The sequence below is a fragment of the Serratia sp. NA_112.1 genome, assembly GCF_052691715.1.
The window spans coordinates 47,114-69,702 of record NZ_JBQZFO010000015.1 but is presented as its reverse complement, the minus strand read 5'-3'; the positions used below and the strand labels follow the sequence as shown (position 1 = coordinate 69,702).

Genomic DNA, 22,589 nt, shown 5'->3' with positions numbered 1-22,589 from the left:
GCCCCATTTTCACTCCAGGCTGCGGTGCAGCTGTAGCAACAGGCGATCCATACTGCGATAGCCAAGTGCTTCGCTCAAATGGCGCTTATCAATATCCCTATCTCCCGCCAAATCAGCCAGGGTGCGAGCCACTTTTAAAATCCGCTGCCAGGCGCGAACCGATAACCCCAATCGATTTAACGTCGTCTCAAGAAAATCTGCGTCGGCTTCGCTCAATGCGCAATCTCGCTCTACCTCGTGATTATTCAGCAGGGCGTTGATCTTCCCTGAACGGTTGAGCTGCCTTTCGCGTGCCAGCAGCACCCGCTCCCGTACCTGGGTGCTACTTTCACCGGTGATGCGTCGTTTGCTCAGCACGCCGGGTGGCAGCAGGGGTACCTCAATCGATAAATCGAAGCGATCGAGAAACGGCCCTGAAAGCCGTCCGAGATAGCGCAGGATCTGTTGTGGGGACGCGCGGTTATGTATGCCCTGATAGTGCCCGGTGGGGCTGGGATTCATGGCGGCGATCAGCTGCACTCTGGCCGGAAAGCAGACCTTGGCCGTAGCGCGTGAAATGACTATTTCGCCGGACTCCAGGGGTTCACGCAGGGCATCCAATACTCGCCTTTCGAATTCGGGTAATTCATCAAGAAACAGCACGCCGTTGTGCGCCATGGATATTTCACCCGGCCGCGGCAGAGAGCCGCCGCCGACCAGCGCGGCCATCGAGGCACTGTGATGCGGTGCGCGAAAGGGCCGCTGTCGCCATGGCAGCGCTTGCGTAGAGTGATGCAGCAGGCTGGCGACGCTGATGGTTTCCAGTGCCTCCCTGTCGGTCAGCGGGGGCAGCAGGGCAGTCAAACGGCTGGCCAGCATGGTTTTCCCGGTGCCTGGTGGGCCGACCAGCAACAGGTTGTGTCCCCCGGCGGCGGCGATCTCCAGTGCCCGCTTCGCCTGTTCCTGGCCCAGAATATCTTGCAGGTCGGCAGGTTCCTGCGTGGTCTCCGTTGCCTGCGGCGCGCTGGCTATCGGTAAGTCTCCTTTGCCCAGCAGAAAGGCGCATACCTCCAGCAGGTGTTCTGCCACCAGGGTTTCGCTTTGGGTAATCAATCCCGCCTCTCGGCCATTGGTGGCAGCCAGAATCAACTGCCTGCCCGCGTCCATTGCGGCCAGCGCGGCGGGTATCGCGCCACTGACTCCCCGTAGTGCGCCGGATAACGCCAACTCCCCAAGGAATTCATAACGGGCCAGTTTGTCGAGCGGTAGCTGCTCGGAGGCAGCGAGGATCGCCAAAGCGATCGGCAGGTCGTAACGACCGCCTTCCTTGGGTAAATCGGCCGGTGCCAGATTGACGGTGATACGCCGCGCGGGAAAGGTGAAACCATTATTGATCAATGCGCTGCGTACCCGATCGCGGGATTCTTTCACCGTGGTTTCCGGCAGGCCGACCATGGTCAGACCGGGTAGCCCGTTGCTGATATGCACTTCCACCGTAACCGAAGGGGCCTGAACGCCCAGCGTGGCTCGGGTATAGATAACCGCCAGTGACATATTGCTCTCCTTGCTGTAGGCAACATGATGCGGCAAAGGCCCTGCCGGGGCGCGGTAACCTTGGAGTATTTGCGTGGGAGGTCGTAATTAAAATAATGAATTTCATAAGGATAACGAATTTTTGTGCAGCACTGCGCAAGTGACGGCAATACCCCTTAACAATTACGTGAATGCTGCAACAAATTAGCAAGCTAACCAAGTTGCAGTGAGAGGGTTAATGGGTGTATTTAACAATTGAGCAAAATAAAAATAACTTTGTTAACAAAATCCGACCGCCGTTGCCTTCCGCTGCGGTAGCCGCTAAACCTCATGACCTCGTATTCCAGAGTAGGGATAACACTATGTTTGGTTGGACTCCGCTGCAACGCAATGCAGCCATCGCCAGCTTTTCAAGCTGGACGCTTGATGCTTTCGATTTTTTCGTGCTGGTCTTTCTGCTCAGCGATATTGCGCAATCTTTCCATGTCGGCATGGAGGAGGTAACGCTGGCGATCTTGCTGACGCTGGCGGTGCGACCGATTGGTGCACTGATCTTCGGCCGGGCGGCGGAAAAGTACGGGCGCAAACCGATTTTGATGTTGAATATCGTGTTCTTCTCAATTTTTGAACTGTTGTCCGCAGCGGCGCCTTCGTTGACGGTATTCCTGTTACTGCGGGTGTTGTACGGCGTGGCTATGGGGGGGATCTGGGGCGTAGCTTCGTCGCTGGCGCTGGAGACCATTCCGGATCGCTCGCGTGGCTTGATGTCGGGGATTTTCCAGGCCGGTTATCCCTTTGGTTATCTGTTGGCGGCGGTGGTGTACGGCCTGCTGTTTGAGGTGGTTGGCTGGCGCGGTATGTTCGTGATCGGTGCGGCGCCGATTTTGCTGCTGCCGTTTATTTACTACTGCGTACAGGAATCGCCGGTGTGGCTGGCGGCGCGTGAACGCAAGGAAAGCAGTGCCCTGCTGCCGGTCTTGAAAAGTCACTGGAAGCTGTGCGGCTATCTGGTGTTACTGATGGCGGCATTCAATTTCTTCTCGCACGGCACCCAGGATATGTATCCGGTGTTTTTGAAAGTTCAGCACGGTTTCGATCCTAAAACCGTCAGTATTATCGCCATTAGCTACAACATCGCTTCAATCATTGGCGGCGTTTTCTTTGGTTCGCTGTCGGAAAAAATCGGCCGCCGTAAGGCCATTATCATTGCCGCGTTATTGACCTTGCCGGTGATCCCACTGTGGGCATTTTCCAGCGGTTCGCTGATGTTGGGGATTGGCGCCTTCCTGATGCAGTTCATGGTGCAGGGGGCCTGGGGCGTGATACCGACTTATCTCACCGAACTGGTGCCGGCCAATACCCGTGCGGTGCTGCCAGGGTTTGTTTACCAGTTGGGTAACCTGATTGCTTCGGTCAACGCCACGCTGCAGGCGACCATCGCCGAACATCATGGCCAAAATTATGGCCTGGCGATGGCGATTATCGCCGGCACGGTGGCTATTGTCATTGCGCTACTGGTGTTCCTGGGCAAGGACACGCGCGGCAAGGCGATTTCGGGGGAAGTTAAATCTTCGGGCGTGCAGGCTAACGTTTGAAATCAGGGCATTTTGCACGAGGTATGACCAGATTGCGCCGAATAATAACGCAAAAAAAGTGTTGTCATGCCGCGCGGGACTATGGTACCTCTGTAGGCATTAGTTCGAAACGAGCACAGTGAACAAACCTATTATGAAAGCCTTTGCCCAAGTGATTAGCCTAGTCGTGATTAGCGTGGTGGTGATTATTATCCCACCGTGCGGGGCTGCACTTGGACGAAGAATGGCTTAGAAAACAAGCCGGAATCGCAAGAGAACCCCCGCACCGAAAGGTCCGGGGGTTTTTTTATTGGCAAGAGAAAAGTGAAACGAGGATAACAATATGAATAACAAAACAAAATCCTGCAGTTGTCGAAGTAAGGCGGGGAAATAACTATGAACGGGGCTCAGTGGGTAGTACAAGCATTGCGTGCACAGGGAGTTGATACGGTATTCGGCTACCCGGGTGGCGCAATCATGCCGGTCTACGATGCATTGTATGACGGTGGGGTAGAACACTTGCTGTGCCGCCACGAGCAAGGTGCCGCGATGGCGGCCATTGGCTATGCCCGTTCCACCGGCAAGGTGGGCGTTTGTATCGCCACTTCCGGCCCCGGCGCCACCAACCTGATCACCGGCCTGGCCGATGCGCTGCTGGATTCCGTTCCGCTGGTGGCGATCACCGGTCAGGTTGGTTCAGCACTGATTGGCACCGATGCCTTTCAGGAGATCGATGTCCTCGGCCTGTCTCTGGCCTGCACCAAACACAGCTTCCTGGTGGAATCATTGGACGCGCTGCCGGGCATCATGGCGGAAGCCTTCGCCATCGCCAGCAGCGGTCGTCCTGGCCCGGTGCTGATCGATATCCCGAAAGACATCCAACTGGCGCACGGCGAATTACACCCGCACCTGATGCCGGTAGAGGAAGAACTGCACTACCCGGCAGCGGAGCTGGCGCAGGCTGTCGAATTGCTGTCGCAGGCGCACAAGCCGATGCTGTATGTCGGCGGTGGTGTTGGTATGGCGCAGGCGGTACCGGCGCTGCGTGAGTTCATTGCGGTGACCCAAATGCCCAACGTAGCCACGTTGAAAGGGCTGGGCGCACCGGACGCTGAGCAACCGTACTACCTCGGTATGCTGGGGATGCACGGTACCAAGGCCGCCAACCTGGCGGTGCAGGAGTGCGATTTGCTGATTGCCGTTGGCGCGCGTTTTGACGATCGCGTAACCGGTAAACTGAACGCTTTCGCCCCGCATGCCAAGGTGATCCACATGGATATCGATCCGGCGGAAATGAGCAAGTTGCGCCAGGCACACGTAGCGCTGCAGGGCGATTTGAAAGCTTTGTTACCGGCGTTGCAGCAGCCGCTGAGTATCGCTGCCTGGCAGCAGCGAGTGGTTGAACTGAAAGAAAGCCATAGCTGGCGTTATGACCACCCGGGCCAGCCGATCTACGCACCGCTGCTGTTAAAGCAGCTGTCCGAGCGCAAGCCAGCCAACAGCGTGATCACCACCGACGTGGGCCAGCACCAGATGTGGACCGCACAGCACATGACCTTCGAGCGCCCGGAGAATTTCATCACCTCCAGCGGTTTGGGCACTATGGGCTTCGGTGTGCCGGCGGCGGTTGGCGCCCAGATGGCCCGCCCGGAGGATACGGTGGTCTGCGTATCGGGTGACGGTTCGTTCATGATGAACGTGCAAGAACTGGGCACCATCAAACGCAAACAGTTACCGCTGAAAATCGTTTTGCTGGATAACCAGCGCTTGGGCATGGTGCGTCAGTGGCAACAGCTGTTTTTTGACGGGCGTTACAGCGAAACCAATCTCTCCGATAACCCCGACTTCCTGATGTTGGCCAATGCCTTTGGCATCCCCGGCCAGCGTATCACCCGTAAAGACCAGGTGGCAGACGCCCTCGACGCCTTATTCAACAGCGAAGGGCCTTATATGTTGCACGTGTCGATTGATGAACTTGAAAACGTCTGGCCGCTGGTGCCGCCGGGTGCCGGTAACGAAACCATGTTGGAGAAAATATCATGATGCAGCATCAACTCTCGATCCAGGCCCGTTTTCGCCCTGAAATGTTAGAGCGCGTATTGCGTGTCGTGCGTCATCGTGGCTTTCAGGTTTGTGCTATGAATATGGCTTCGGCGGCAAATACCGACAAGATTAATATTGAATTGACCGTTGCCAGCCAGCGCCCAGTGGATTTACTGTCATCTCAGTTGAGCAAACTGATGGATGTCTCCTGCGTTGAGATCCGGCAACAAACATCACAACAAATACGCGCCTGACGCGCGAGAAGGATAAATAACAATGACGAAGAAAGCCGATTACATTTGGTTCAATGGTGAGATGGTTCCCTGGGCTGACGCCAAAGTGCACGTGATGTCGCATGCGTTGCACTACGGCACTTCGGTGTTTGAAGGAGTCCGTTGCTACGACTCCCATAAAGGCCCGGTGGTATTCCGCCACCGCGAACATATGCAGCGTCTGCACGACTCGGCAAAAATCTATCGCATGCCGGTATCGCAAAGCGTTGATGAGCTGATGGAGGCCTGCCGCGCCACGCTGCGTAAAAACAATCTGGTCAGCGCTTATATTCGTCCGCTGGTGTTTGTGGGCGACGTCGGCATGGGGGTTAACCCGCCGGCCGGTTACAAAACAGACGTGATTATCGCGGCGTTTCCTTGGGGCGCGTACCTGGGTGAAGAGGCGCTGGATCAAGGCATCGATGCGATGGTTTCGTCCTGGCACCGTGTAGCGCCAAATACCATCCCCACCGCGGCCAAGGCCGGCGGTAACTATCTTTCTTCCCTTCTGGTGGGCAGCGAAGCGCGCCGCCACGGTTATCAGGAAGGGATCGCACTGGATGTTCACGGCTATATTTCCGAAGGCGCAGGTGAAAACCTGTTTGAAGTGAAAGACGGTGTGCTGTTCACCCCACCGTTTACCTCTTCCGCGCTGCCGGGTATCACCCGCGATGCCATCATCAAGCTGGCAAAAGACATGGGCTTCGAAGTGCGTGAGCAAGTGCTGTCGCGCGAATCGCTGTACCTGGCCGACGAAGTGTTCATGTCCGGCACCGCGGCGGAAATCACCCCGGTGCGCAGCGTCGACGGCATCCAGGTCGGCATTGGCAAATGCGGCCCGGTGACCAAACAGATCCAACAGGCGTTCTTTGGCCTGTTTACCGGCAAGACCGAAGACAAGTACGGGTGGTTGGATCCGGTAAACCCATAATTTACCCGTCGTCTTTCAAGTTGTGGCTTGAAATTCATAGGGTAAATCAACAGACAGATAAGAATATCCAGGCGGTTCGTTCGCCGCCTGCAATGAATACATTTGGAGTGAAGAGCATGCCTAAGTACCGTTCCGCCACCACCACCCACGGCCGCAACATGGCGGGTGCCCGCGCATTATGGCGCGCGACCGGAATGACCGACGACGATTTTGGCAAACCCATTATTGCGGTGGTCAACTCATTTACCCAGTTTGTTCCGGGCCATGTGCATCTGCGTGATTTGGGCAAACTGGTTGCAGAACAGATCGAAGCCTCAGGCGGCGTTGCCAAAGAGTTCAACACCATTGCGGTGGATGACGGCATCGCCATGGGCCACGGCGGCATGCTCTATTCCCTGCCGTCGCGTGAATTGATCGCCGACTCGGTTGAATACATGGTGAATGCCCACTGCGCGGATGCGATGGTGTGTATCTCCAACTGCGACAAGATCACCCCAGGGATGCTGATGGCGTCACTGCGCCTGAATATTCCGGTGATTTTCGTTTCCGGCGGCCCGATGGAGGCCGGCAAAACCAAGCTGTCCGACAAGATCATCAAACTGGATCTGGTAGACGCGATGATTCAGGGTGCCAACCCGAACGTCAGCGACGCCGACAGCGGGCAGATCGAACGTTCCGCCTGTCCAACCTGCGGCTCTTGTTCCGGCATGTTCACCGCCAACTCGATGAACTGCCTGACCGAAGCGCTGGGCCTGTCGCAACCGGGCAACGGCTCGCTGCTGGCGACCCATGCCGACCGTAAAGAGCTGTTTATTAACGCCGGTAAACGCATCGTAGCCTTGACCAAACGTTACTACGAGCAGGGTGATGAAAGCGCACTGCCGCGCAATATTGCCAACAAGGCAGCATTCGAAAACGCCATGACGCTGGATATCGCCATGGGCGGCTCGACCAATACCGTATTGCACCTGCTGGCTTCTGCGCAGGAAGGTGAAATCGACTTCACCATGGAAGACATCGACCGCCTCTCGCGCAAGGTACCGCACCTGTGCAAGGTGGCGCCAAGCACCCCGAAGTACCATATGGAAGACGTGCACCGCGCTGGTGGTGTACTGGCGATTTTGGGTGAGCTGGATCGCGCAGGCCTGTTGAATCGCGACGTCGACAATATCCTGGGCATGAAACTGCCGGAAACGCTGGAAAAGTACGACATCATGCTGACCCAGGACGAAGCGGTGAAGAAAATGTTCCGTGCCGGCCCAGCCGGTATCCGCACCACCAAGGCGTTCTCGCAGGATTGTCGCTGGGATACGCTCGATGATGACCGTGCCGAGGGCTGTATCCGTTCGCTGGAAAATGCCTTCAGCCTGGACGGTGGCTTGGCCGTGCTGTACGGCAACATGGCACTGGACGGCAGCATTGTGAAAACCGCCGGTGTCGACAAGGACAACCTGACCTTCCGCGGTCCGGCCAAAGTGTATGAAAGCCAGGACTCGGCGGTGGAAGCGATCCTCGGTGGTAAAGTGGTTGCCGGTGACGTAGTGGTGATCCGCTATGAAGGGCCGAAGGGCGGGCCGGGCATGCAGGAAATGCTGTACCCAACCACCTATCTGAAATCCATGGGGCTGGGCAAAGCCTGCGCTTTGATCACCGACGGGCGTTTCTCCGGCGGTACCTCGGGTCTGTCTATTGGCCACGTTTCTCCGGAAGCAGGCAGCGGTGGTCTGATTGCGTTGATCGAAGATGGCGACATGATCGACATCGATATTCCAAAACGCAGCATGGTGCTGGACGTTTCGGACAGCGAGCTGGCGGCGCGTCGTGAAGTTGAGCTGGCACGTGGCGACCTGGCCTGGACGCCAAAAAATCGCGAGCGTCAGGTTTCCTTCGCCCTGCGTGCCTACGCCATGCTGGCGACCAGCGCCGACAAAGGCGCAGTACGCGACAAGAGCAAGCTGGGAGGCTAAACACCATGGCGGTATCGCAACCCCTACCCGACGCTCCCTGTGGTGCGGAGTATTTGCGAGCGGTACTCCGCTCGCCGGTTTATGAGGTGGCTCAGGTCACCCCATTGCAGACAATGAGCAAAATCTCTTCGCGTCTCGGCAATACTATTTTGGTGAAGCGCGAAGATCGTCAGCCAGTACACAGCTTCAAGCTGCGTGGGGCTTACGCGATGATCGCCAGCCTGAGCGAAGAGCAGAAGGCGCGCGGTGTGGTGACGGCTTCGGCGGGCAACCATGCGCAGGGCGTGGCCTATTCCGGCAAACGGCTGGGGATCAAAACGCTGATCGTGATGCCGGTGACCACCGCAGACATCAAAGTGGATGCGGTGCGCGGCTTCGGCGGCGAAGTGCTGTTGCACGGCGCCAACTTTGATGAAGCCAAGGCCAGAGCGATAGAGCTTTCACTCAAGCAGGGCATGACCTTCGTTCCCCCGTTCGATCATCCAACGGTGATCGCCGGGCAGGGCACGTTGGCGATGGAACTGCTGCAGCAGGACGCGCATCTCGACCGGGTGTTTGTACCGGTTGGTGGAGGCGGTCTGGCGGCGGGCGTGGCGGTATTGATCAAGCAACTGATGCCGCAGATTAAAGTGATCGGCGTGGAGGCGGAAGACTCCGCCTGCCTGCGTGCGGCGCTGGATGCCGGACAACCGGTGGATCTGGCGCGTGTTGGGCTGTTTGCCGAAGGCGTGGCGGTAAAGCGCATCGGTGACGAAACCTTCCGTCTGTGTCGGGAATACCTGGACGATGTGATCACCGTCGATAGCGATGCTATCTGCGCGGCGGTCAAAGACTTGTTCGAAGACGTGCGCGCCATTGCCGAGCCGTCCGGCGCGCTGGCGCTGGCCGGGCTGAAAAAGTATGTGCAGCAGCACAACATCCAGGGTGAGCGCCTGGCGCACGTGTTGTCCGGCGCCAACCTGAACTTCCACGGTTTGCGTTATGTGTCCGAACGCTGCGAACTGGGTGAACAACGCGAAGCCCTATTGGCAGTCACCATTCCAGAGCAGAAAGGCAGCTTCCTGAAGTTTTGCCAACTGCTGGGCGGGCGCTCGGTCACCGAGTTCAACTACCGTTACGCCGATGCCGATAACGCCTGTATTTTCGTCGGTGTTCGCCTGACGCGCGGCCATGCCGAACGCCTGGAAATCATCGATGAACTGCAGGCCGATGGTTATCAGGTGGTGGATCTGTCCGACGATGAAATGGCCAAGCTGCACGTGCGTTATATGGTCGGGGGGCGTCCTTCGAAGCCGTTGCGTGAGCGTCTGTACAGCTTTGAATTCCCTGAGTCACCTGGCGCACTGCTGAAGTTCTTGCAGACGTTGGGCACCCATTGGAATATTTCACTGTTCCACTACCGTAGCCACGGCACCGATTTTGGCCGCGTGCTGGCAGGTTTTGAGCTGTCGCAGACCGAACCCGAGTTTGAGCAGCATCTGCAGGCGCTGGGCTATGACTGCCACGATGAAACCGACAACCCGGCGTTCCGTTTTTTCTTGCAGGGTTAAGGGAATCGACAAGGACGGCGTATGACAGACAGTTTTACCGGTTTCAGCCAGCAGGGCCTGAATTTTCTTCAGCAGGTGCGCATTGAGAACGACAAGGAATGGTTTGAGGCCAACCGCGAGGTTTACGATCGTGAACTGTTAACGCCGTTCCGTACGTTGGTGGCCGAACTGAGCCCGGTGATGTTGGCGATCGATCCCCTGTTCGAGATCCGGCCGGCGATCGGTAAAACGCTGTCGCGTATTCATCGCGACACGCGTTTTTCCCACGACAAATCACGCTACCGCAGCCGCATGTGGCTGACATTCAAACGGCCAAGCAAAGACTGGAAGGACGCGCCGGTCTACTTCTTCGAACTGGGGCCGGACATGTTGCGTTACGGACTGGGTTATTACAGCGCTAACAAACCGACCATGGATCTGTTTCGCCATACGTTGCAGCGCCGACCGCAGCCGTTTTTAGAGGTCGCGGCCTGCTGCCGGCCACCGTTCGAGCTGGTGGGCGAAAGCTACAAGCGGCCGTTAGTGAAAGAGCAGGCACCAGAAATCGCCACCTGGTACAACCGCAAATCCTTTGCAGTGATGGCGACCGACAGTCAGGTGGAAAAGCTGTTCCATGCCGGGTTGGTGCAGAGCCTGGCGCAAGGTTTCCAACAGCTTGAGCCGCTGTATCACTGGCTGATGCAGGTAGAGGCGATGAAACAAGTCGATCCGGCAGATCTCTAAATACCCGTCGCCTTTCAAGCTGCAGCGTTGTTGGCTTCACTAGCTGCAACATGAAATCCCTAGGGTATGTCTATCTCGGCATTTCAAATGATCGTGTTTAAAAGCAATGGAGTCGTTTTAAGGATTTTTGACCGTTAATAACAAGCGCCAGAAAGCGTCGATCAGCGGATCGCTGAGGCGTTTTTTCTGCACGCAGACCCCCAGCTCGAACGGCTCGACCATGGAGATATTCTCCAGTTGCGAAATGCGATTACGCACTGGTTCCGGGCTGTTTTCTACCACCACGCCGGGGATCAGCGCGATGCCGCAGCCCAGCGCCACCATCGAAACAATGGCTTCGTGGCCGCCAACGGTGGCGTAAATCAGCGGATTGGCGATGCGCTGGCGACGGAACCACAGTTCGATGCGTTTTCGCGACGGGCCGTGCTCCGGCAGGATAAACGGAATATTGGCCCAGTCGGGCTGTTCGGCAAACGCCTGGCTGCGGACCGCGCAAGGCAGCGCCGGAGCAATCAGCACCAGCGGGATCTCACCGATTTTAGTGAACGCCACGCTGGTGGGCAGGGTTTCGGGCCGACCGGCAATGCCGAGATCGGCTTCGTTGGATTGCACTTTGTCCACTGCATCGGCGGCGTCACCGGTGGTCAGTTTTATTTCTACCAGCGGATGCTGCGCGCGGAAGCGATCGAGGATCGGCGGCAGATGGCTGTAGGCGGCGGTAACTGAGCAAAATAGCCGTAATTCGCCGCTCAGCGAAGGGCCATGTTGACCCAGCGAATGTTTGAGTTGCTGGTATTGCAGCAGTGTCTGCTGGGCAAAATCTTTTAACTGTTCACCGGCATCGGTGAGCTGCACGGTGCGGTTATCGCGCAAAAACAGCGGCTGCCCGAGGACCTCTTCCAGCCGTTGGATCTGGCGGGACAGCGTCGACGGGCTGACGTGCATCGCCTTGGCGGTGCGGCCAAAGTGATGGCTTTCAGCCAGATGGAGAAACAGCTTTAAATCACGCAAATCCATATCAGTACGCTCGCAGCAAGAGTGTTGCATAAATTGCAATGTCACATTCGTAATATATCAATTTAAGCAACGCGTTTCCTGTTATACATTGAGTTTAACGAATCTCCGCGAAGACAGGGCGGGGAATGAAAATAACAGCAAGACACAACATCTAACTGGAGTATCACCATGGCTAACTATTTCAACACCTTGAACCTGCGTCAGCAGTTGGCGCAATTGGGCAAGTGTCGCTTTATGGCACGTGAAGAATTTGCTGATGAAGCCGGCTACCTGAAAGGCAAAAAAGTGGTGATTGTCGGCTGTGGCGCGCAGGGGCTGAACCAGGGTCTGAACATGCGTGACTCCGGTCTGGACGTAGCCTATGCCCTGCGTAAGGAAGCCATCGACGAAAAACGCCCTTCATGGCGTAAAGCGACCGAGAACGGCTTCAAGGTAGGGACTTACGAAGATTTGATCCCACAGGCAGACCTGGTGGTTAACCTGACGCCGGACAAGCAGCATACCTCGGTCGTTCGCGCCGTACAGCCGCTGATGAAAGACGGTGCTGCGCTGGGCTACTCCCACGGTTTCAACATCGTAGAAGTGGGCGAGCAAGTACGTAAAGACATCACCGTAGTGATGGTTGCGCCAAAATGTCCGGGCACCGAAGTGCGTGAAGAATACAAACGTGGTTTCGGCGTACCGACTCTGATTGCGGTTCACCCGGAAAACGATCCGAAAGGCGAAGGCATGGCGATTGCCAAGGCCTGGGCAGCAGCGACCGGCGGCCACCGTGCGGGCGTACTGGAATCTTCCTTCGTTGCCGAAGTGAAATCTGACCTGATGGGCGAGCAAACCATTCTGTGTGGCATGTTGCAGGCGGGTTCGCTGCTGTGCTTTGACAAGCTGGTTGCTGAAGGCACTGACCCGGCTTATGCAGAAAAACTGATCCAGTTCGGCTGGGAAACCATCACCGAAGCGCTGAAGCAGGGCGGCATCACCCTGATGATGGATCGCCTGTCCAATCCGGCCAAACTGCGTGCTTATGCACTGTCTGAGCAGTTGAAAGAGATCATGGCACCGCTGTTCCAGAAACATATGGATGACATCATCTCCGGCGCTTTCTCCGGCGGCATGATGGCTGACTGGGCAGAAGACGACGTGAAATTGCTGAACTGGCGTGAAGAGACCGGCAAATCGGCGTTCGAGAATGCGCCACAGTTCGAAGGTAAAATCAGCGAGCAGGAATACTTTGACCATGGCGTGTTGATGGTTGCCATGGTGAAAGCCGGTGTTGAGCTGGCATTCGAAACCATGGTTGATGCGGGCATCATCGAAGAATCCGCTTACTACGAATCACTGCACGAGTTGCCGCTGATCGCCAATACCATTGCGCGTAAGCGTCTGTACGAAATGAACGTGGTTATCTCTGATACCGCAGAATACGGCAACTACCTGTTTGCCAACGCGGCAGTGCCGCTGCTGAAAGAGTTCATGACCACACTGCAGGCGGGTGACCTGGGCAAATCTGTAGCCGGTACCTCGGTAGACAACGCGCAACTGCGTGACGTGAACGAAGCGGTACGTAATCACCCGATCGAATCCGTTGGCCGTAAGCTGCGCGGGTATATGACCGATATGAAACGTATCGCGGTGGCAGGTTAAATACCCGTCATACTTGAAGCTGCATCTGTGTTGGCTGCACCCGCGCACCCCAGTCACTTAGTTGACTAAACTCCTGGGGATTTACGGGCTTGCCGTCTTGATGCAACTCCAATTATTTAGGGTATAAAATTGTAGCTTTTAACATTAAGCCAAATAAAAAGGCCAACGTTGTTGCTGGCCTTTCGCATTTCTACGAAGCCGGAATCATTGCGGCATAGCCGCGAGTGGGATAATGGCGCCACGATGCTGGATTACCGTGCTGGCGGTCAGATGACCGCGCTGCGCCGCCTGCACGGCATCACCGCCGGTTAAGCGCACTGCCAAGTAACCGGCGCTGAAGGAGTCGCCCGCGGCGGTGGTATCCACCACCTTTTCTTTTGGCAGGCGCACTGCCGGGATCTCAAATTCGCTGCCTTCGGCGCTGAACACCAGGCAGCTATCTGCGCCGCGTTTAATCACTATCTCCGTCACGCCCAGCAGTTGGGTGCGCTGTACCACCTGTTCCAGCGGCAGTTTGCCCCACAGCAGGTCTTCATCATCCAGGGTCAGGAAGGCAATGTCGGTGCAGGCCAGCACTTCGCGGTAAACCTGCTGCGTTTCTTCCTTGCTTTGCCACAGGCGTGGCCGATAGTTGTTATCGAAAATCACCTTGCCGCCGTTGGCGCGACACTGCCTTAGCAATGCCAGCAGCTTGCTGCGGCTGGCCGTATCGAGGATCGCCACGCTGATGCCGCTGAGGTACAGATAATCGAATTGGGCCAGTTGCTCGCACAGGCTCTCCGCCTGCGGGCCAGCCAGCCAGTAGCGAGCGGCAGCGTCGTTGCGCCAGTAATAGAAGGTGCGTTCGCCGGTGGCATCGGTTTCAATCACGTATAGCCCAGGTAGCTTGTTCTCCAGCCGTTGTATCAGACTGGTGTTGACCTTTTCCTGCTGCCACGCCTGCAGCATTTCCTGGCTGAAACTGTCGGTGCCGAGTGCGGTCACGTAATGCACCTGCAGCGCGCTTTCTGCCACCTGGCGGGCAATGTAGACGGCGGTGTTTAACGTATCGCCGCCAAAACCGCGGCTCAGATCCGCGTCTTTCTGCGACAGTTCAATCATGCACTCGCCAATCACGGCAAGATTTTGGGTGGTCATAGTCAACGAGCCCTGGCTGAAAGAAGAAGATGAATTGATGCGAAATACAACCAGTCTCAATGCAAGGGGTGGGGGAGTCAATCAAAATAAAACAACGTTTTAATTTATTTATGACCGCGATCGGGAAACTAAAAAGTTTCCCGATGCGTAGCCAACATCCGGCCGTTATTTGGCGGCGGTGCGCAGATCGGTGACGCTTTGGCCACTGATCCCCCAGTTGTCGGTTTCTACTTCGTCAATGACCACCACGGTAGTGGCTGGGTTCTTGCCCAGCGTATCCACCAGCAGCTGGGTCACCCCGGCGATCAACTGTTTCTTTTGCTCCGGCGTCGCGCCTTCGCGGGTAATTTTAATATTCACGTAGGGCATGTTTTTTCCTTGGATTTTGATACCGCTATTCAATGTAGAAGGCTTTCGCCGCCGCTTAAAGTTTTATTGTCTGCTGCCGATAAACCCTGGGAGCCAATAGCGCAGCCAGAGCGTTTTCATTTCCCTTCAATGGCGACAGTACCAATGATAACCAAGATGAGCACGGGCCTGCTGGCGCCACTCCTCGCCGTATGCACGCAGATCAAGGCACAGCATTATTGGCGGCAATGCCGACGGCAATACACCTTCCAGCCGATCTATCGCACCTGTGGCACTTTAATGGCGCTCGAACTGCTGACGGCGGTCTATCACCCGGCCGCACCGGAAAAACCCCTGTCGCCGGAGCATTATTTCGCTGCTCTCGACGTCCGCAAACGTCTACAGATCATTCAGGAACAGCTTGAACTGCTGCAGTACTGGCAACCGCTGCTGATCCGCCAAGGGTTGATGGTATCGGTCAATATCGACGGTATTGCCCTGCAGGCGTTACAGCAGCATGGCGCGTTGCAACGTCAGATTGCCGCCATGCCCTATCTGCGTTTTGAGCTGGTGGAGCACGCCGGGATGGCATTAAACAGCCCGTTGCAGCAGATTGCCGGTGCAGAACGGCTGTGGCTGGATGACTTCGGTAGCGGTCTGGCAAATTTCTCTGCCGTCAGTATCTGGCGATATCAATATATCAAGGTTGCGCGAGAGTTATTCACCTTGCTCAAGCAAACGGAAGATGGCGTCCAGTTACTTGTCACTCTGATCAAAATGATGAACCAGCACAGCGAAGGGGTGATCGTCGAAGGGGTGGAAACCGAGCAGGAATGGTTGCTGGTACAGCGCTCTGGCGCCCTGGCTGCCCAGGGTTATTTTCTTTCTCGCCCGGCTCATTTCGACACTCTGCAAACCCTGCCTACGCGATTTTCCCTGCCTGCCGCCTGAACCCCATCGCCCTCTAAAGCGTGAACTCTTGCCTATCCTCGGCTAGGCTTGGTAGAGCCATATGGGTAAGTTATCGCGTTCAGGGAGCCGTTATGACAAGAACAGGAAAAGCGTTCACTTGGGTTGGCGGCATTGTGCTGCTGATCATCGCCGCGCTGGTGGTCTTTGTGCTGACCTTCGACTGGAACCGCCTCAAACCGACCATCAATGATAAGGTGTCGGCCGAGTTGCATCGTCCGTTCGCCATCCGTGGCGATTTGGGAGTGGACTGGTCACGCGATGATAAAGATATAGGTGGTTGGCGCGCCTGGGTGCCGTGGCCGCGAATTCATGCTGAAGATGTGGTACTGGGCAACCCGAAAAATATCCCTGGCGACAGCATGGTGCAGTTGCAGCGCGTCGAAGCCAGCATTTCGCCGCTGGCACTGTTGGGCAAGCAACTGTTGATCCCGCGTATCTGGCTGAAACAGCCAAACGCCAGCTTGCGGCGGCTGGCCAACGGTGAGAATAACTGGACGTTCAACCTGGCCGGTGACCCTAACCAGCCGCCGTCTGCCTGGTCTGTGAACATTCATGACATCGTCTTCGATCGCGGCCAGATTGCTTTTAAGGATGCCACGCTGAAGGCCGATTTTCGCGCAGAGATTGATCCACTCGGCAAGCCTTTGCCATTTAGTGAAGTAACCGGCAAAAAAGACGCCGGTACGGCGATTGCGCAAGACTATATCTTCGGCTGGAAGGTGAAAGGCAAATACAACGGCGAGCCGTTATCGGGCAGTGGCAAGATTGGCGGCATGCTGTCGTTGCAGAATGCCGAGGTGCCATTCCCGCTGCAGGCCGACGTACGCTCCGGTTCCACACGGGTGGTGGTGGCGGGGACGTTGTCCGACCCGATGAACCTTGGCGGGTTGGATCTGCGGCTTAAATTTTCCGGCGACAGCCTGGGTAACCTGTATGCCCTCACCGGCGTGTTGTTGCCCAATACCCCGCCATACTCCACCGATGGTCACCTGACTGCCCGGCTGCACGAGAAAGGCGGCGCGGTGTTCCAGTACCAGAAATTTGACGGCAAAATTGGTGACAGTGATATCCACGGCGATTTGAAATATGTCGCCGGTAAACCCCGGCCAACACTGAGCGGCGAAGTGTTGTCGAAACAGCTGCGTTTTGCCGATCTGGCGCCGCTGATTGGTGCCGACTCCAACACGGAAAAAGCCGGTCGCGGTGAGAAGAGTCGCCAGCCTGCGGGCAAAGTGCTGCCGGTAGAGAAATTTGATACCAAAAGCTGGAAGGTGATGAATGCGGACGTCAAATTCACCGCCAAACGCATTGAACACGGCAGTTCGTTGCCGTTGAGCGATCTCTATACCCATCTGAAATTGGATAACGGCGTCATTGTGATGGAGCCGCTGCGGTTCGGCGTGGCGGGCGGTAACCTCAATTCGATCGTTCGTCTCGATGGCAGCAAAAATCCGATGCAGGGGCGGGCTGATTTGCATGCGCGTAAATTCCAGCTCAAGCAGTTGCTGCCGGACGTAGGAGCGATGAAACGCAGCCTGGGGCAATTGAACGGCGATGCTAAACTGACCGGCAGCGGCAATTCGGTGGCCGATTTGCTGGCGACCAGCAGCGGCGATTTGCGCATGGTGATTAACAACGGGGTGATTAGCCGTGGCCTGATGGAAATTCTCGGGTTGAACGTCGGCAACTATCTGGTGGCACAGCTATTTGGTGATGACGTCGTGGGGATAAACTGCGCGGCGGCAGACGTCGGTATCCGTGACGGCCTGGCGACACCACGGCTGTTTGTGTTCGACACCGAGAATGCGATTATCAACATCAGCGGCAATACCAACTTTGCCACCGAGCGGCTGGATCTGTCCATCGATCCGGAAAGCAAAGGCATGCGGGTGCTGACATTGCGTTCGCCACTGTACGTGAAAGGCACTTTCGCGCACCCCGATGCCGGTGTGAAGGCCGGTCCGCTGATTGCACGCGGTGCGGCGGCGGTGGCACTGGGCGTGGTGCTGACGCCGGCAGCGGCCCTGTTGGCACTGGTTTCCCCCAGCGAAGGCGGTGAAGAAAACCAGTGCGGTGCCATCCTTCAGCAGATGAAGCAGAAGAAATAATCGTAAGGGCCCGCGGATTCTCCTGCGGGCTGTTTTACTTCAATACCCGGCAGTCATGATCCTGGATCTCTTCTGACGAAGCCAGAGTAAACGGCAGCAGGCTACGCTCGGTGGCCAGCAACAGAAAATCGCCGCCCGGCAATGCCGTCATCGCCAGGCCAAAGCTCCCCATGCGGCCCTTTGAGCGTGCTACCTCATCTGCCAGCAGGCGGAAAGCGCCCTGTTTGTGCAACTCTTCAGGCGTCACCCGGCGCACCAGATAATCATGGCCCAGCAGGCCGCCAGGCATCGGCTCCCACCGCTCGCTGTAATCTGCTGCATACTGCGCCAGCTGCGTTTTTACCGAAGGCAGCAGGCAGGAGATATGAATGTGCAGCTGGTTCTGAGTGCGGCCATAGGCTGAATTAATCGCCAGCGAAACATCGGCGTCGTCGATCGCCTTGCCATACTTATCGGCCATAAAGTGCCGTGCCTGCCAGGCCTGCTCAAAGAAGTTCGGGGTGGAGGCTGCCAGCACCGCAGGGCTTTCAATGCCGGTGATTTTAACGCTTGGCATCAACAGATATTGCAACGGGCCGTTACGGTCTTTGAACACCACAAAACCGGCCTGTGGGTCCACCTGCGCGCAGGGAGCCGGATTGTCATGCGTCTGCTGGTTGGGCAGACACTGTTGGCTGACTATACGCCACAGCGCGCTTGATTGGGGTGGCTTCACCCATATCCAGAGCGTACCAGCAATGACAATGGCGGCCATTAGCAACGGCGCAACGTACAAAAACAGTCTGCGGCGCAAAGACATGATTGATTTCCATTTCCGTAAAAGGAGAAGCGTTGAGCATAGTCTGATTTTATGACAGGAGACAGCGCGGGAAGTGCGGCCCGCAGGCAGGGGCCGCATAAACAGGGTTACAGCGACTGGTCGCGAGTTTCTTTCATCAGCAGCAGGGCGATCAGCGTGAGACAGGCCATGGATGCCAGGTACAGCCCGACGTAGAACAGGCCGTAGTGAGTTGCCAGCCAGGTAGCGATATAAGGTGCCACTGCCGCCCCGAGGATCGACGCCACGTTGTACGAAAACGAAGCCCCGGTATAACGCACCTCGGTTGGGAACAGCTCTGGCAGCAGCGCGCCCATCGGGCCGAAGGTCAGGCCCATGATGCTCAGACCACACAGCAGGAAGCCCATCACCAGCGCCTGGTTACCGGAGCCCAGCATGCTTGGGAACAGGAAGGCGAAAGCTATCATCAGCAGAGTGATGACGATCATGGTCTTGCGGCGACCAAAAGCATCGGCCAGCAGGCCGGCAATCGGCACCATCACGCCAAAACCAATCACCGCCACCATCAGCATCCACAGGAAGCTGTTGCGTGAGTAGCCCAGCCCCAGCGGCTGCGCCGTGGTGCCGTAGGTCATTGAGTAAACCGTCATCAGGTAGAACAGGGTATAGGTCGCCAGCATGATAAAGGTGCCGAGGATGGTCGCCTTCAGATGCTTGCTCAGCAGCGTGCCGAGCGGGATTTTCACCTGTTTGCCGGCTTTGGCCACCTTGGCGAACACCGGGGTTTCATGCAGCGATACGCGCACGTAAAGGCCGATCAGCACCAGAGCGGCGGACAGGATAAACGGCACGCGCCAGCCCCATTCCATAAACTGTTGGTCAGTCAGCAGCCAGGAGAGCAGCAGGAAGGTCCCGTTAGCGAAGAAGAAACCGATAGGCGCGCCCAGCTGTGGGAACGAGCCGTACAGCGCCCGCTTTTTGGCTGGGGCGTTCTCGGTCGCCAGCAAGGCGGCTCCGCCCCATTCACCACCCAGCCCCAGGCCCTGACCGAATCGCGCCAGCGCCAGCAGGATAGGGGCGAAGATACCGATGGTTTCGTAGCTTGGCAGCAAGCCGATCAGCACGGTGGAAATCCCCATGGTGAGCAGTGAGGCGACCAGCGTCACCTTGCGCCCCACGCGATCGCCAAAGTGGCCGAACAGGGCTGAGCCAATCGGACGTGCCACAAAGGCGACGGCAAAGGTGGCCAGCGACTGTAGCGTCGCGGTAGTGGGATCGCCCTGCGGGAAGAAGATATGCGGGAATACGATCACCGCCGCGGTGGCATAAATATAGAAATCGAAAAACTCGATGGCGGTCCCGACCAGCGAGGCGACAATCACTTTTCCGCGTGAGTTGACTGGTGTTGGCGCGTCGTCGGCGTCCAGAGTTGGTGCGATGGAGGCTTGCATAATTTTTCTTATATTTTGGATTGGTAAAAATCCATCTTAGTCATAGCAAAATGCCTTTTCAATGGTGAAACTTTGTACAATGCCGCGATTAACCGGTTAAAAAGCTTAATATTTCATTGCTGTGTTTCTGCGTGGTTTTTAACGTCGCCAAATGAATGATTTGCAGACTGAACATCTGTAAAAGCCGCAAAGAAAAGTTATCGGGTAGTTTGTTATGCTGGATTTGGCCGGTGAGGTAGTTATTTTTTGGTTTAATATACTGGGTTATGGGCTTAAGGTTGGAATAAAACACCAGCCACCAGATGGTGGCCGGTATGATTGCATTGCTTTAGGGGGCGGATTGCTCGGAGGCTGGCAGGGTTTTGTCTTCTTTATACTGCGCAGTGGCGATCCAGGCGGCGCAGAAAAGCGTCAATCGGGCAAAGAAATAGAAAAACGCCATCAGCCCGATGACCGAACCAAAGGCGGCACCGGAAGGGGATTTAGCCACCTGTGGCAGCGTCATGGTCATCACAAACTTAATCACTTCGAAACCGATGGCGGCAAGCAGCGTGCCGCGCAGCAGCGCTTTTTTCTTCGGCTTATGTCGCGGCAGCATCCAGAAGATCCACAGGAACAGCAGATAGTTGGCGAAGATGGAGATCGACAGCGCAATCAGCGTCATCGCCGGCCGCAGCCACTCGATACCCTCCAGGCCCAGCGCACGGACAATTGCCGCCTGTGCCGAACCGGCGATGGAGGTCAGCGTCAGGGTGATAATCAGCGCTACCACCAAGCCACTCAGCGAAATAAAGTCGCGGGTGTATTTGAAGTAGATTTTTTCCTGATCCTGCGGGTTACGTTCCCATACGTCACGCGACTGCGCACGGATCGCCTCACGCAGGTTGCCCATCCAGCTAATCCCCGAATACAGCGCCAGTGCCAGACCGGTCAGCCCCACGGTGGTGCGCTGTTGAATCGCCGTATTGACGGTATTTTTCAGCGTGCTGGCCAGTGTAGGGTCACTGATGCTACCAACAATCTTATTAATTATCCCGGTTAACAGGTCAGGGTTGGATGCCAGCACAAAGCCGACGGCGGCAAATGACACCATCAAAATCGGGATCAGCGAAAGAAACGAGAAATAGGTGATAGCGGCACCGAACTGGCTGCCCAGACGATCGTTAAAGCGCTCGGCGGCGCGCAGCAGGTGAGCGATGCTTGGCCAGGCCTTGATGCGTTCGATCAGGCGTGAAAAACCGGAGATGCGCCGGTCAATAGTCTGGTGGCCGGTTTTGATGGCGAGCAGCGGCTTTTGCGGCGCTTCACTGTTGGGCTGTCGGGGGTCTTTATCTGATCCTGTAGGCATTACGTCACGATTTCCTTAACGATAAATAGGCTCTCTCAGCCTTGATTATAGCCAAAAGGCGTGCCGATTTGGCCGCCGGGTGGGGCAACCGACTAATTTGTGAGCTTAACGCGTTCGTTCACCGGGTGAAATGCTACTGCCTGCCGATAGGTAAAATTCTTATTCCGGCCCCGTGCCAGTGCGGTTTTTTTCGTTCACCGACCTCCAATTTTTATCTGTTTCATCACCAAGAAAGCGTTTACTCATGATGTGGCGCTGCGGTTTACCAGCCGCCGCGTGACTGCAGCCGTAGGGGCTGGAACGGTTTCACCTGTTATCACTGGATAAAATGGAAGGCCATATGAAATTACTTAATCACCCCACCTGTCGTCCGTTTACCGAAGCGGGCAATTTGACACAGATTTCCGCCTACTATGAAGAAGAGCGGCACATCATGTGGATGCTGTTGCGCGCTGAGCCTCGCCCTTGTTTTAATCAGGCGTTAATAGAAGACATCATGACGCTGGCACAGGCCGCAAAAGAGTCATCATTGCAGTTTGATTTTTGGGTCACTGGCTCGCTGGTGCCCAATATGTTCAACGTGGGAGGCGATTTGCAGTTCTTCGCCGAAGCGATTAAAAATCGCAAGCGTGAGGCGATGATGGCTTACGCACGGGCCTGCATTGATTGCGTGCATGCGGCAGCTCGCGGATTTGATACCGGAGCGGTTAGCATCGCGATGGTGGAGGGCAGTGCGCTGGGGGGCGGCTTTGAGGCGGCGCTGGCGCACCATTTCGTTCTGGCGCAGAACAATGCGCGCATGGGCTTCCCGGAAATTGCGTTTAATCTGTTCCCCGGCATGGGCGGCTATTCGCTGGTGGCGCGTAAAGCAAACATGCGCCTGGCGGAAGAGCTGATTTGGGGAGGCGAGTCGCATACCGCAGAATGGTTTGAAAGCCGCGGCCTGGTCGATCAGTTATTTCAGCCCGGCGACGCTTATATAGCTACCCGTACCTTTATCGATACCATTCGGCCCAAACTGAACGGCATGCGTGCCATGCTACGCGCTCGTCAGCGGGTGCTGCAGCTGACGCGTTCGGAACTGATGGACATTACCGAAGACTGGGTGCATTCGGCCTTCACCATTGAGGGGAAAGATCGCGCCTATATCGAACGTCTGGTGATGTTGCAGGATCGTCACACCCTGAACCTGCGTCGTGCCGGCTAATGATGCC

General features: G+C 56.4%; 19 protein-coding genes. 12 read left to right on the top strand and 7 right to left on the bottom strand.

Translation table 11 applies throughout. The annotated features are described in order from the left end of the window. Positions 1–9: 9 nt before the first annotated feature. Positions 10–1,533, bottom strand: coding sequence for a YifB family Mg chelatase-like AAA ATPase (locus tag ACUTQ5_RS20690; RefSeq protein WP_445652766.1), 1,524 nt, complete (start codon positions 1,531–1,533; stop codon positions 10–12). Between the two features lie 341 nt (positions 1,534–1,874). On the opposite strand from ACUTQ5_RS20690, the gene ACUTQ5_RS20685 reads away from it, so the two are divergent. The 8 genes from ACUTQ5_RS20685 (at position 1,875) to ACUTQ5_RS20650 (ending at position 10,572) form a co-directional block, all read left to right on the top strand. Beyond that, on the top strand, positions 1,875–3,107 hold the full coding sequence (locus ACUTQ5_RS20685; RefSeq protein ID WP_445652765.1) for an MFS transporter: 1,233 nt from the start codon (positions 1,875–1,877) through the stop codon (positions 3,105–3,107). Between the two features lie 133 nt (positions 3,108–3,240). After that, positions 3,241–3,339 (top strand): ilv operon leader peptide, encoded by a 99-nt coding sequence (gene ilvL, locus ACUTQ5_RS20680; protein ID WP_015962288.1) that lies wholly within the window; start codon positions 3,241–3,243, stop codon positions 3,337–3,339. Between the two features lie 143 nt (positions 3,340–3,482). After that, complete coding sequence (gene ilvG / locus ACUTQ5_RS20675; RefSeq protein ID WP_445652764.1) at positions 3,483–5,129, top strand: acetolactate synthase 2 catalytic subunit; 1,647 nt, start codon at positions 3,483–3,485, stop codon at positions 5,127–5,129. Further along, positions 5,126–5,383 (top strand): acetolactate synthase 2 small subunit, encoded by a 258-nt coding sequence (gene ilvM / locus ACUTQ5_RS20670; RefSeq protein ID WP_445652763.1) that lies wholly within the window; start codon positions 5,126–5,128, stop codon positions 5,381–5,383. The genes ilvG and ilvM overlap by 4 nt, the downstream gene beginning before the upstream one ends. Positions 5,384–5,405: 22 nt before the next feature. Beyond that, a complete protein-coding gene (gene ilvE / locus ACUTQ5_RS20665) occupies positions 5,406–6,332 on the top strand; it encodes a branched-chain-amino-acid transaminase (protein WP_445652762.1) in 927 nt (308 codons plus the stop codon). Between the two features lie 116 nt (positions 6,333–6,448). Further along, positions 6,449–8,299 carry a dihydroxy-acid dehydratase gene (gene ilvD / locus ACUTQ5_RS20660; protein WP_445652761.1) on the top strand — a complete coding sequence of 617 codons (1,851 nt, stop codon included), beginning with the start codon at positions 6,449–6,451 and terminating at the stop codon, positions 8,297–8,299. Positions 8,300–8,304: 5 nt separating this feature from the next. Further along, positions 8,305–9,849: a threonine ammonia-lyase, biosynthetic gene (ilvA, locus tag ACUTQ5_RS20655; protein ID WP_445652760.1), complete on the top strand. Its 1,545-nt coding sequence runs from the start codon at positions 8,305–8,307 to the stop codon at positions 9,847–9,849. Positions 9,850–9,870: 21 nt separating this feature from the next. Further along, positions 9,871–10,572: a DUF2461 domain-containing protein gene (locus ACUTQ5_RS20650; RefSeq protein WP_445652759.1), complete on the top strand. Its 702-nt coding sequence runs from the start codon at positions 9,871–9,873 to the stop codon at positions 10,570–10,572. Positions 10,573–10,689: 117 nt separating this feature from the next. On the opposite strand, the gene ilvY is transcribed toward ACUTQ5_RS20650, so the two are convergent. Beyond that, on the bottom strand, positions 10,690–11,589 hold the full coding sequence (gene ilvY / locus ACUTQ5_RS20645; protein ID WP_445652758.1) for an HTH-type transcriptional activator IlvY: 900 nt from the start codon (positions 11,587–11,589) through the stop codon (positions 10,690–10,692). A 168-nt stretch (positions 11,590–11,757) separates the two neighbouring features. Here ilvY and ilvC point away from each other — a divergent pair, with 168 nt between their 5' ends. Continuing rightward, positions 11,758–13,233, top strand: coding sequence for a ketol-acid reductoisomerase (gene ilvC, locus ACUTQ5_RS20640; RefSeq protein ID WP_017894390.1), 1,476 nt, complete (start codon positions 11,758–11,760; stop codon positions 13,231–13,233). A 204-nt stretch (positions 13,234–13,437) separates the two neighbouring features. On the opposite strand, the gene ACUTQ5_RS20635 is transcribed toward ilvC, so the two are convergent. Together ACUTQ5_RS20635 and ACUTQ5_RS20630 are read right to left on the bottom strand one after the other, a co-directional pair. After that, positions 13,438–14,370 carry a sugar kinase gene (locus ACUTQ5_RS20635; protein WP_445652757.1) on the bottom strand — a complete coding sequence of 311 codons (933 nt, stop codon included), beginning with the start codon at positions 14,368–14,370 and terminating at the stop codon, positions 13,438–13,440. A gap of 165 nt (positions 14,371–14,535) precedes the next feature. Continuing rightward, a complete protein-coding gene (locus ACUTQ5_RS20630) occupies positions 14,536–14,739 on the bottom strand; it encodes a 2-hydroxymuconate tautomerase family protein (protein WP_445652756.1) in 204 nt (67 codons plus the stop codon). Between the two features lie 144 nt (positions 14,740–14,883). Here ACUTQ5_RS20630 and pdeH point away from each other — a divergent pair, with 144 nt between their 5' ends. Next, positions 14,884–15,669 carry a cyclic-guanylate-specific phosphodiesterase gene (gene pdeH / locus ACUTQ5_RS20625; protein WP_445652755.1) on the top strand — a complete coding sequence of 262 codons (786 nt, stop codon included), beginning with the start codon at positions 14,884–14,886 and terminating at the stop codon, positions 15,667–15,669. Positions 15,670–15,761: 92 nt separating this feature from the next. Next, positions 15,762–17,798 carry an AsmA family protein gene (locus ACUTQ5_RS20620; RefSeq protein ID WP_445652754.1) on the top strand — a complete coding sequence of 679 codons (2,037 nt, stop codon included), beginning with the start codon at positions 15,762–15,764 and terminating at the stop codon, positions 17,796–17,798. A gap of 34 nt (positions 17,799–17,832) precedes the next feature. On the opposite strand, the gene ACUTQ5_RS20615 is transcribed toward ACUTQ5_RS20620, so the two are convergent. The 3 genes from ACUTQ5_RS20615 to yhjD all read right to left on the bottom strand — a co-directional run bounded on the left by ACUTQ5_RS20615 (position 17,833) and on the right by yhjD (position 21,375). Continuing rightward, positions 17,833–18,645, bottom strand: a complete 813-nt coding sequence (locus ACUTQ5_RS20615) for a CDP-diacylglycerol diphosphatase (protein WP_445652773.1) — start codon at positions 18,643–18,645, stop codon at positions 17,833–17,835. A gap of 59 nt (positions 18,646–18,704) precedes the next feature. Next, a complete protein-coding gene (locus ACUTQ5_RS20610; protein WP_135318459.1) occupies positions 18,705–20,027 on the bottom strand; it encodes an MFS transporter in 1,323 nt (440 codons plus the stop codon). Between the two features lie 328 nt (positions 20,028–20,355). After that, a complete protein-coding gene (gene yhjD / locus ACUTQ5_RS20605; protein ID WP_445652753.1) occupies positions 20,356–21,375 on the bottom strand; it encodes an inner membrane protein YhjD in 1,020 nt (339 codons plus the stop codon). Between the two features lie 340 nt (positions 21,376–21,715). On the opposite strand from yhjD, the gene ACUTQ5_RS20600 reads away from it, so the two are divergent. After that, positions 21,716–22,582, top strand: a complete 867-nt coding sequence (locus ACUTQ5_RS20600; RefSeq protein ID WP_445652752.1) for a crotonase/enoyl-CoA hydratase family protein — start codon at positions 21,716–21,718, stop codon at positions 22,580–22,582. Positions 22,583–22,589: the final 7 nt, after the last annotated feature.

Bases quoted from the DNA above. Each gene is read 5' to 3' on its own strand.
- ACUTQ5_RS20690 (WP_445652766.1), bottom strand. From the start codon at position 1,533: ATGTCACTGGCGGTTATCTATACCCGAGCCACGCTGGGCGTTCAGGCC.
- ACUTQ5_RS20685 (WP_445652765.1), top strand. From the start codon at position 1,875: ATGTTTGGTTGGACTCCGCTGCAACGCAATGCAGCCATCGCCAGCTTT.
- ilvL (WP_015962288.1), top strand. From the start codon at position 3,241: ATGAAAGCCTTTGCCCAAGTGATTAGCCTAGTCGTGATTAGCGTGGTG.
- ilvG (WP_445652764.1), top strand. From the start codon at position 3,483: ATGAACGGGGCTCAGTGGGTAGTACAAGCATTGCGTGCACAGGGAGTT.
- ilvM (WP_445652763.1), top strand. From the start codon at position 5,126: ATGATGCAGCATCAACTCTCGATCCAGGCCCGTTTTCGCCCTGAAATG.
- ilvE (WP_445652762.1), top strand. From the start codon at position 5,406: ATGACGAAGAAAGCCGATTACATTTGGTTCAATGGTGAGATGGTTCCC.
- ilvD (WP_445652761.1), top strand. From the start codon at position 6,449: ATGCCTAAGTACCGTTCCGCCACCACCACCCACGGCCGCAACATGGCG.
- ilvA (WP_445652760.1), top strand. From the start codon at position 8,305: ATGGCGGTATCGCAACCCCTACCCGACGCTCCCTGTGGTGCGGAGTAT.
- ACUTQ5_RS20650 (WP_445652759.1), top strand. From the start codon at position 9,871: ATGACAGACAGTTTTACCGGTTTCAGCCAGCAGGGCCTGAATTTTCTT.
- ilvY (WP_445652758.1), bottom strand. From the start codon at position 11,589: ATGGATTTGCGTGATTTAAAGCTGTTTCTCCATCTGGCTGAAAGCCAT.
- ilvC (WP_017894390.1), top strand. From the start codon at position 11,758: ATGGCTAACTATTTCAACACCTTGAACCTGCGTCAGCAGTTGGCGCAA.
- ACUTQ5_RS20635 (WP_445652757.1), bottom strand. From the start codon at position 14,370: ATGACCACCCAAAATCTTGCCGTGATTGGCGAGTGCATGATTGAACTG.
- ACUTQ5_RS20630 (WP_445652756.1), bottom strand. From the start codon at position 14,739: ATGCCCTACGTGAATATTAAAATTACCCGCGAAGGCGCGACGCCGGAG.
- pdeH (WP_445652755.1), top strand. From the start codon at position 14,884: ATGATAACCAAGATGAGCACGGGCCTGCTGGCGCCACTCCTCGCCGTA.
- ACUTQ5_RS20620 (WP_445652754.1), top strand. From the start codon at position 15,762: ATGACAAGAACAGGAAAAGCGTTCACTTGGGTTGGCGGCATTGTGCTG.
- ACUTQ5_RS20610 (WP_135318459.1), bottom strand. From the start codon at position 20,027: ATGCAAGCCTCCATCGCACCAACTCTGGACGCCGACGACGCGCCAACA.
- yhjD (WP_445652753.1), bottom strand. From the start codon at position 21,375: ATGCCTACAGGATCAGATAAAGACCCCCGACAGCCCAACAGTGAAGCG.
- ACUTQ5_RS20600 (WP_445652752.1), top strand. From the start codon at position 21,716: ATGAAATTACTTAATCACCCCACCTGTCGTCCGTTTACCGAAGCGGGC.